The 8,561-nt window shown below is 65.8% G+C and carries 6 protein-coding genes; 5 read left to right on the top strand and 1 reads right to left on the bottom strand.

What is annotated here, in order from left to right; genetic code table 11:
• Positions 1-86: 86 nt before the first annotated feature.
• On the bottom strand, positions 87-539 hold the full coding sequence (locus AX685_RS20260; protein ID WP_156445963.1) for a hypothetical protein: 453 nt from the start codon (positions 537-539) through the stop codon (positions 87-89).
• A gap of 272 nt (positions 540-811) precedes the next feature.
• On the opposite strand from AX685_RS20260, the gene hsdR reads away from it, so the two are divergent.
• The 5 genes from hsdR to AX685_RS20235 all read left to right on the top strand — a co-directional run.
• Positions 812-4,213 carry a type I restriction-modification system endonuclease gene (gene hsdR / locus AX685_RS20255; protein WP_066492070.1) on the top strand — a complete coding sequence of 1,134 codons (3,402 nt, stop codon included), beginning with the start codon at positions 812-814 and terminating at the stop codon, positions 4,211-4,213.
• Between the two features lie 33 nt (positions 4,214-4,246).
• Positions 4,247-5,728, top strand: a complete 1,482-nt coding sequence (locus tag AX685_RS20250; RefSeq protein ID WP_066492065.1) for a class I SAM-dependent DNA methyltransferase — start codon at positions 4,247-4,249, stop codon at positions 5,726-5,728.
• A complete protein-coding gene (locus AX685_RS21310) occupies positions 5,725-7,161 on the top strand; it encodes a restriction endonuclease subunit S (protein WP_082741116.1) in 1,437 nt (478 codons plus the stop codon). The genes AX685_RS20250 and AX685_RS21310 overlap by 4 nt, the downstream gene beginning before the upstream one ends.
• Positions 7,162-7,177: 16 nt before the next feature.
• On the top strand, positions 7,178-8,098 hold the full coding sequence (locus AX685_RS20240; RefSeq protein ID WP_066492061.1) for a restriction endonuclease: 921 nt from the start codon (positions 7,178-7,180) through the stop codon (positions 8,096-8,098).
• A 273-nt stretch (positions 8,099-8,371) separates the two neighbouring features.
• Positions 8,372-8,561 (top strand): ATP-binding cassette domain-containing protein (locus AX685_RS20235; RefSeq protein ID WP_443026270.1); only part of this gene is annotated, 190 nt, incomplete at its 3' end.

Genomic DNA, 8,561 nt, shown 5'->3' with positions numbered 1-8,561 from the left:
CATCATCGCACAGCTACGCTGGTGCGGAGGTCGTCCACGACATCACGTCAGCGGCACCTTACGCGCCAACGAGGCTGATAATGGTGTCACGCAGCGATGCGCAGCTGCTCCCGCAGCGGTAATACGACGCGGCTGGCGCTCTGCTTGTCGAGGATGTCGGCGAAGCGCCGATAGGCGCGGATATAGCCGTCCTGCCTTGTCCTTTCGCCGCGCACCGGGGCGCGTGGATGGCGACGCAGCGTCCGGTCGGCGTCGAGGCGGTACGCGCCCCAACCGTCGCCATCCGGGATGTGCCGGCAGCGATCGTCGCTCTGCGGCAGCCAGAGCCAGCAGTGTTCGGCGACGAGGGAGCGGTCGTCATCGTCGACGAACACGAGCGCGACGTTGGGGACGCCGTCCAATCCTTCCGGAAGGACAGGTGAACAATGTTCCGGCGCGAACTGCGGATCCAGTTGATCCAGTTGAGCAGACTGGGAGGCAATGTGCTCCAGGCGCGCGTCCTTGCCCCCATGCCGCGCGGAGCGGCTGGGGGAGGACATGCGGGGTGGGGATGACCGGCAGGATCGATCGACGACGAAAATTCTGACCGGCCGAGCCGGCGGATGCCGCGCCCGTTTTTCCCTTCTTTCACAACCTTAGCTTCATCCGTCCGTACGGATCAGCGCCACCAGCGCCCTTTTTCATGCTGCCGATCTGATTGACCCTCCGTGTCGGAGTTTATGGGCACCAGACCGCCCAAGTATTTCCTTTGGTTATGCCATTCGCGAATGATTGAAGAGGATGTCGCCCGTGCTAACAAGCGGATGTGGAGATGCAGCAGGGCGGTAATTTCGGATTTCTGGCGGCGCGCGACAGCCAGTTGGCGCGGCTCGGCGCGTTGGCCGAGAGCTATTTCCGTTCCGACCCGCCGGCGGCGTTGCTGAAGCTGCGGCTGTTTGGCGAAGCCTTGGCGAAGCAGATCGTTGCGCGACATGGCGTGACATCTTCGGCGTCGGCGACGTTCGACGAGTTGCTGCGCGAGGGCAGGGCACGCGGGATTTTTCCGCAACAGGTCGCTGACCTGCTGTTCCAGATCAAGCGCTGGGGGAACGCCGCTGCGCACGAGGATCGCGGTTCCGCGGCCGATGCCCTGAATGCGCTGAAGTTCGCGAGCGCGATCGGTGTCTGGTACCATCGCACGTACCGGGACGCGCCGTCGTTCGATCCCGGTCCGTTCGTGCCGCCGGTCGCGCCCGCTGACGCCGATGCTGCTTTGCGCGAACAGCTGGAGAAGTTGCGCAAGGCGGTGGCCGACAGCCATGATGCGGAGGCGCAGGCGCGTCTGCGTGCGCAAGACGCCGAGGCGGAACGCGAACGGCTGGCGGCGTCGATCGAGGAACAGCAGCGGCAACGCGCCTTCTGGGAGACCTATGCGGCGGAAACCGAAGCCGCTCTGGCCAAGACACGCGAGGAGCTGGCCGCGGTGCGCGCCGAGGCTCAGGCGGCACCGACGCAGGACATGCAGCTGCTGTCCGCTGCGGCATCGCGCGCGGCGGAGAAGGTCGAACTGGACGAGGACGCCACCCGCGTGCTCATCGACGCCAAGCTGCGCGCGGCGGGCTGGACCGTCGACAGCGAGACGCTGACCCACACCGCCGGCGCTCGGCCCGTTTATGGCGAGGCGATGGCGATCGCCGAATGGCCTGCCAAGAAGGGACGCGTCGATTATGCGCTGTTCATCGACGGACGCTGCGTCGGCGTAGTCGAGGCGAAGAAGCGCAAGACCGACGTCCCCGGAATGCTCGGGCAGGCCAGGCGCTATGCGCAGGACATCGTCCTGACGCCCGACGAATATCCCCTCGGCGGCCCCTGGACCGATGGCGAGCATCGCTATCAAGTGCCGTTCCTGTTCGCGACCAACGGCCGCGCCTATGTAAAGCAGCTCGCGACGAAATCGGGCATCTGGTTCTGGGACGCGCGCACGCCGAGTGCGGTGCCGCGTGCGCTGCCGGAATGGTTCAGTCCGCGCGATCTGGAAGAGCGGTTGGCCCAGGCCATCCCGCCCGCCGACGCGCATGTCGCCGAGCAGGAACTGGGCGTCGCCGGCCTTCGTCCGTACCAGCGCGATGCCATCGCGGCCGTCGAGGACGCGATCCGCGCCGGGCGGCGGGACATGCTGGTGGCGATGGCGACCGGCACCGGCAAGACGCGCCTCGCCATCGCGCTAATGTACGAGTTGCTGCGGGCCAATCGCTTCCGCCGCATCCTCTTCCTGGTCGATCGTAGCGCGCTGGGCCGCCAGACTCTCGACGCGATGAGCGTGACCGACACCAGCGGCTTCCTCAAGTTCAGCGATGTCTTCAACGTCGCCGATCTGGAGAAGAAGCTGCCGGAAGCGGTCGACCGGGTGCAGGTCGCGACCGTGCAGGCGATGATCCGGCGCCTGTTCGACGATCCCGATGCGATGCGGCCGACGCCTGGCACCTACGACCTGATCATCGTCGACGAGGCGCATCGCGGCTACACGCTCGACGCCGAGCTGCGCGAAGAGGATCTCGGCTTTCGCAATCTCGACGATTACTTGTCCGCCTATCGCCGTGTGCTCGACTATTTCGACGCCGCGACGGTGGCGCTGACCGCGACGCCCGCGCTGCACACCACGCAGATCTTCGGCCTGCCGGTCTATCGCTACGGCTATCGTCAGGCGGTGATCGACGGGTGGTTGATCGACCATCGTCCGCCGCGTCGGATCACCACCGCGCTCAGCCAGACCGGCATCCGCTTCGACGCGGGCGACGAGGTCGAGATCGTCGACCGCCAGACCGGCGAGATCGAGCTGATGACGCTGCCCGATCAGGTCGATTTCGAGGTCGCCGAGTTCAACCGCAAGGTGCTGACCCAGCCGTTCAACCGTGCGGTGGCGCAGGCGGTGGCGCAGGAATGCCCGCCCGACCAGCCGGGCAAGACGCTGATCTTCGCGGTCAGCAACGACCATGCCGACATTCTGGTCGACGAACTCGCCAAGGCGCTGGCCGAGGAATATGGCGCGCTGCCCGGCGGGCTGGTCGAGAAGATCACCGGCACCGTCGACCGCCCGCTGGAGCGGATCAAGGCGTTCAAGAACGACCCGCGTCCCAAATATGTCGTCACCGTCGACCTGCTGACCACCGGCATCGACGTGCCCGCGATCACCAACCTGGTCTTCGTGCGGCGGGTGAACAGCCGTATCCTCTACGACCAGATGATCGGCCGCGCGACGCGACGCTGCGACGAGATCGGCAAGACCCATTTCCGCATCTTCGACGCGGTCGATCTCTACGTGCATCTTCAGGACGTGACCGATATGCGGCCCGTCGTGGTCGATCCGGCGTTAAGCTTCGCCACGCTGCTCGGCGACCTGGCGCGCGCGACGGGCGAAGAGGATCAGGCCTTCGTCCGCGACCAGATCGTGGTGAAGCTGCGCCAGCGGCTGCCCCGGCTCGCCCCATCCGCGCGGGAGCGGATCGAGCAGTTGCTGGGGTCGCCCGACGCCTTGCCCGACCGCCTGCGCGACGCCACGCCCGTCGAGGCGCTGGCGCTGTTCGAGCGGCATCCCTCGCTGGTCGATATCCTGGATCACGGGCCGCGCGAGCGCACCGATCCCGGCGTCTTCATCTCGGGGCATGACGACGAACTGATCGGCGTCGAGGACGTCTTCCCCGATCATGCCAGCCCGGCCGATTATATCGAAAGCTTCGAGGCTTATGTCCGCAGCCAGATGAACGTCGTGCCCGCGCTGATCGCCGCGACGCAGCGGCCGCGCGACCTGACCCGCGCCGAGTTGAAGGAGATCGCCGTCCTGCTGGACGAGCACGGCTTTTCCGAAAGCCACCTCCGCGCCGCCTATGGCAGGGTCCGCAATGCCGATATCGCCGCGCATATCATCGGCTTCGTGCGGCAGGCGGCGCTCGGCGATCCGCTGGTGCCCTATGCCACGCGCGTCGAAAGCGGGGTCGAGCGTATCCTGGCGAGCCGCGACTGGACGCCGGCCCAGCGCCGCTGGCTGCAACGCATCGGCCGCGCGCTCAAGGAACAGCCGGTTGGCGATCCCGCGATCCTGTCCGACCCGCTCTTCGCCCAGAATGGCGGGTTCGACGCGATCGACCGCGAGTTCGACCATCACCTGCGCGATGTGCTGATGGACCTGAACGTCGCCATCTGGGATAGCCGTGGCGATACCGACCAGGCGGCCTGATCCGCCTGCATTGACGACAAGGACGACGACGACGTGAACCCCTCCGCCGAACTGGTGAACAAGCTGTGGCGGCTCTGCGCCATGCTCCGCAAGGACGGCATCACCTATCAGCAGTACGTCACCGAGCTGACCTATCTGCTGTTCCTGAAGATGGCGTCCGAGCAGAAGGACGAGAGCCGCATTCCGGAAGGCTATCGCTGGTCGCGGCTGAAGGCGGCGAATGAGGCAGAGCTACTGACCGTCTACAAGCGCGCGCTGATCGACCTGGGCGATCCCGCCAAGGTGGCCGATCGCTCGGTCGTCGCCATCTTCCAGAACGCCTCGACCATCGTGCGCGAGCCGGCCAATCTGCGCCGCCTGATCGACGCGATCGACGGGCTGCACTGGTTTTCCGCCGAGCGTGATGCCTTCGGCGACGCCTATGAGGGCCTGCTCCAGAAGATGGCGGAGGAGACCAAGCGCGGGGCAGGGCAGTATTTCACCCCGCGCGTCCTGATCGACGTGATGGTCGAGCTGATGAAGCCGCAGCCGGGCGAGGTGATCCAGGACCCGGCGGCGGGCACCGGCGGCTTCCTGATCGCGGCCGACCGTTTCATGCGCGAGGCGAGCGACGACTATTTCGAGCTGTCGCCCAAGCAACAGGCGTTCCAGCTTCGCGAGGCGTTCCGGGGCGTCGAGAACGTCCCCGACACCTTCCGCCTGTTGCTGATGAACCTGCACCTCCACAAGATCGACCCCGATCATCTGGAGCTGGGCGACACGCTGTCGCCCAAGGGCAGCGAGGCGCCGTTCAAGCGGGCCGATCTGATCCTGAGCAACCCGCCCTTCGGTCCGGCGGGTGGGCCCCCAACGCGCGACGATCTGACCATCACCGATCGCGTCTCCTCCTATCAGCTGCCGTTCGTCGAGCACATCATCCGCGCGCTTGCCCCCGGCGGCCGTGCGGCGGTGGTGGTGCCCGATAACGTCCTGTTCGACGATGGGCGCGGCAAGGCGCTGCGACGGATGCTGATGCATCGCTGCGACCTGCATACCATCCTGCGGCTGCCGACCGGCATCTTCTATGCGCAGGGGGTCAAGACCAACGTCCTGTTCTTCACCCGCTCGGCCGAAGCCGACCCGGCCGAGGACGCGACCCAGGCGGTGTGGATCTACGACATGCGCGCGGGCGCGCCCGCTTATGGCAAGACCAACCCGCTGAAGCGTGCGGACTTCAAGGACTTCGTTGCGGCGTTCGGCGATGATCCGCATGGCGGCGCGGAGCGTAAGGACGAAGGCGAAACCGGCCGCTTCCGCCGCTTCGACCGCGCCGCGCTGGAGGCACGGGGCGACAATCTCGACATCAGCTGGCTCAAGGACACGAGCGCCGACGCCGAGGACGGCCTGGACACCCCCGAGGACATCGCGGCGGCGATCGAAGGCCATCTGATGGCCGCGCTGGAAGAAATCGGTGCGCTGGTAACTGAGTTGGGGAGCGAGACGGAAGAGCCGGTCGCGGCTGAGGTGGCGGAATGACGTTGCCTGAGGGGTGGGTTGAGACGACGTTGGGGGAATGCCAAGGTAAGACCGAGACGGTTGACCCTCGGCGAACGCCGGAGGTCGAGTATGATCTGTTCAGCGTTCCATCCTATTCGGCTTATCAACCCGAGCAAGCGAAGGGCGCGGATATCGGAAGCACCAAGCAAAAGGTGCTTCCGAACGACGTTTTGCTCTGTAAGATTGTGCCGCATATCCGCCGGGGTTGGGTCGTGCCGTCAAAATGCGGAGATCGGCCACAAATCGCTTCTGGTGAGTGGATCGTTTTCAGAGACTCCGCGCTCGAACCGGAATTTCTTCGGCGCTTTGTCCTGTCGGACGTGTTCCATGCCCAATTCATGCTTACTGTTTCGGGTGTCGGCGGCTCATTGATGCGCGCACGCCCGGCGGAGGCGGCAAAGATCGTTGTTCCCGTGCCACCGTTGGCCGAACAGCGCCGTATCGTCGCGAAGGTCGATGCGCTGACCGCTTCCATCGGGCGGGCGCGTGTCGACTTGGAGAGGGTTAGCGCGCTCGCTGACAACTTGCGGGCGTCTACAGTCGTCGCTGCGATGCGCGGTGATTTGACGGCACGGTGGCGTGGGGAGCACAATTTGTATGCCTCACCAGCCGCTGAGACGGAGGATGCATATGAGCGCGTTGCAGGTATGCGGCGGCGTAAACCTGCTCTGCCAGTCGAGTGGCGGCCTGAAATCACCATACCATCGTCGTGGCGATGGGCGTCTGTCGATGAACTTGTTGGGGTGGTTCAGTACGGTACGTCCGCTAAGACTACGGATGACGCTGGAGGTGTTCCCGTTTTGAGGATGGGAAATATTCAGCGAGGTGCCCTTGATTGGACTAAACTCAAATATCTTTCTGCGTCCCATGACGAGTTTCCGGCGCTCTTTCTGATAGACGGGGATGTGCTGTTCAATCGCACGAACAGTCCCGAGCTAGTTGGCAAAGCCGCCGTCTATCGGGGCAATGAGCCCGCGTCGTTCGCGTCGTATCTGATACGTCTTCGATGTGCCGATATATTGCCCGACTTGCTAGCCCGCTACCTTAACTCGCCGATCGGTCGCGAATGGGTGGGGCAAGTCGCGAGCCAGCAGGTCGGGCAGGCGAATGTCAATGGAACGAAGCTGAAGGCGCTGGGCATTCCGTTTCCGCCAATGGCGGAACAGATCGAGATGAACCGTCTGCTCGACGCCGCCTTCGCCCGCGCCGACCGCCTCGAAGCCGAAGCAACCCGCGCCCGCGCGTTGCTCGACCGGCTGGAAGCCGCGATCCTCGCCAAGGCGTTTCGCGGCGAACTGGTGCCGCAGGACCCGAATGACGAACCGGCGAGCGTGCTGCTCGACCGCATCCGCGCCGAACGCGCCGCCGCGCCCAAGCCGAAGCGCGGGCGTGCGCGCAAGGCCGTGGGCTGAGCGGGGAGCGGGACGCATGGCCATTCCCGACTATCAGGCGCTGATGCTGCCGGTCCTGCGCCTCGCCGCCACCGGCGTCACGCGCGTGCCCGATGCGGCGGCGGCGATCGCCGATCAGCTCGGCCTGACCGAGGCGGAGCGCGAAGAGATGCTCCCCAGCGGGCGGCAGCGCGTGCTGCACAACCGCATCCACTGGGCGAAATTCTATATGGCGAAGGCGGGGCTGATCGACAGCCCCGCGCGCGGCCGCTTCGTCGCCAGCGCGGAAGGGCTGGCGCTGCTCGCGACCCAGCCGGCGGCGATCACCGTCGAGACGCTGAAGACCTATCCCGCCTTCGCGCAATTCTACGCCGGGGATGGGCAGGCGTCGCCAGCCGAGGCGTTGGTCGCCGAAGCTGCCGCCACCGCGACCGCCACGCCCGAGGAGCAGATCGACGCCGCGCATGGCGTGCTCCATGCGGCGCTAAAGACGGAATTGCTCCAGCGCGTGCTGGCGCAGAGCCCGGCCTTTTTCGAACGCGCGATCGTCGATCTGCTGGTGGCGATGGGCTATGGCGGCAGCCATGAGGGCGCCGCGCTGAGCCTGGGGCGCAGCGGCGACGGCGGCGTCGACGGCGTGATCGACGAGGACCGCCTCGGCCTTGACCGCATCTATATCCAGGCGAAACGCTATGCCCCGCATATCGGGGTCGGCCGGCCGGACGTGCAGGGCTTCGTGGGCAGCCTGGTCGGCTTCGGCGCGACCAAGGGTGTGTTCGTCACCACCTCCAGCTTCAGCGCCCCCGCGATCGACTTCGTCCGCCATCTGCCGCAGCGGGTGATCCTGATCGACGGCACGCGCCTTGCCGAGCTGATGATCGAACATGGCGTCGGCGTTCGGGTGAGCCGGACGATCGCGGTGAAGCGGCTGGACGAGGACTTCTTCGCGGACGAGTGATGCGTCAAATATGCAGCATGCTGCCGACTATGCTCTTTATATGAAGGGCTTCTGGTTCCACGAGGGCGAGCCGGGGCGTGCCGCTTCACCGATAGGCTATCTGTTGTCCGTCGCTGCTGACCTCGTCGCGCGGTTGCAAGCGGAGGTAGCGACGCGCTCCGGGATGTCGGTTCGACCGGGCTTTTGAACGGCGTCCGGGCCGGGGCCGCCCGCCTCAGGTCCGCGCTACCTCCCCACAAGGCAATGTAATGATACATTGTACCTAACGGCCGGATGCTACAAAGGAGATCGCATTCGCGTCTCGAGGTATTCATGTCCTTCACATCGCCGGCCCCGATCCTGATCGAGGACCTGACCCTTGCCTATGGCGACCACCGCGTCCTCGACGGGCTTTCGCTCCGGGTCGAGCCGGGCAGCATCACCGCGTTGCTGGGCGGCAATGGCGCGGGCAAGTCCACCACGC

It is taken from the genome of Sphingomonas sp. CCH9-F2 (assembly GCF_001556735.1).
GTDB lineage: Bacteria > Pseudomonadota > Alphaproteobacteria > Sphingomonadales > Sphingomonadaceae > Sphingomonas > Sphingomonas ginsenosidimutans.
The sequence above is the reverse complement of the archived record's forward strand: the minus strand, read 5'-3'. Positions and strand labels throughout refer to the sequence as shown.

Excerpts from the sequence above, each read along its gene's own strand:
- hsdR (WP_066492070.1), top strand. The coding sequence starts at position 812 with ATGCAGCAGGGCGGTAATTTCGGATTTCTGGCGGCGCGCGACAGCCAG.
- AX685_RS20260 (WP_156445963.1), bottom strand. The coding sequence starts at position 539 with ATGTCCTCCCCCAGCCGCTCCGCGCGGCATGGGGGCAAGGACGCGCGC.
- AX685_RS21310 (WP_082741116.1), top strand. The coding sequence starts at position 5,725 with ATGACGTTGCCTGAGGGGTGGGTTGAGACGACGTTGGGGGAATGCCAA.
- AX685_RS20240 (WP_066492061.1), top strand. The coding sequence starts at position 7,178 with ATGGCCATTCCCGACTATCAGGCGCTGATGCTGCCGGTCCTGCGCCTC.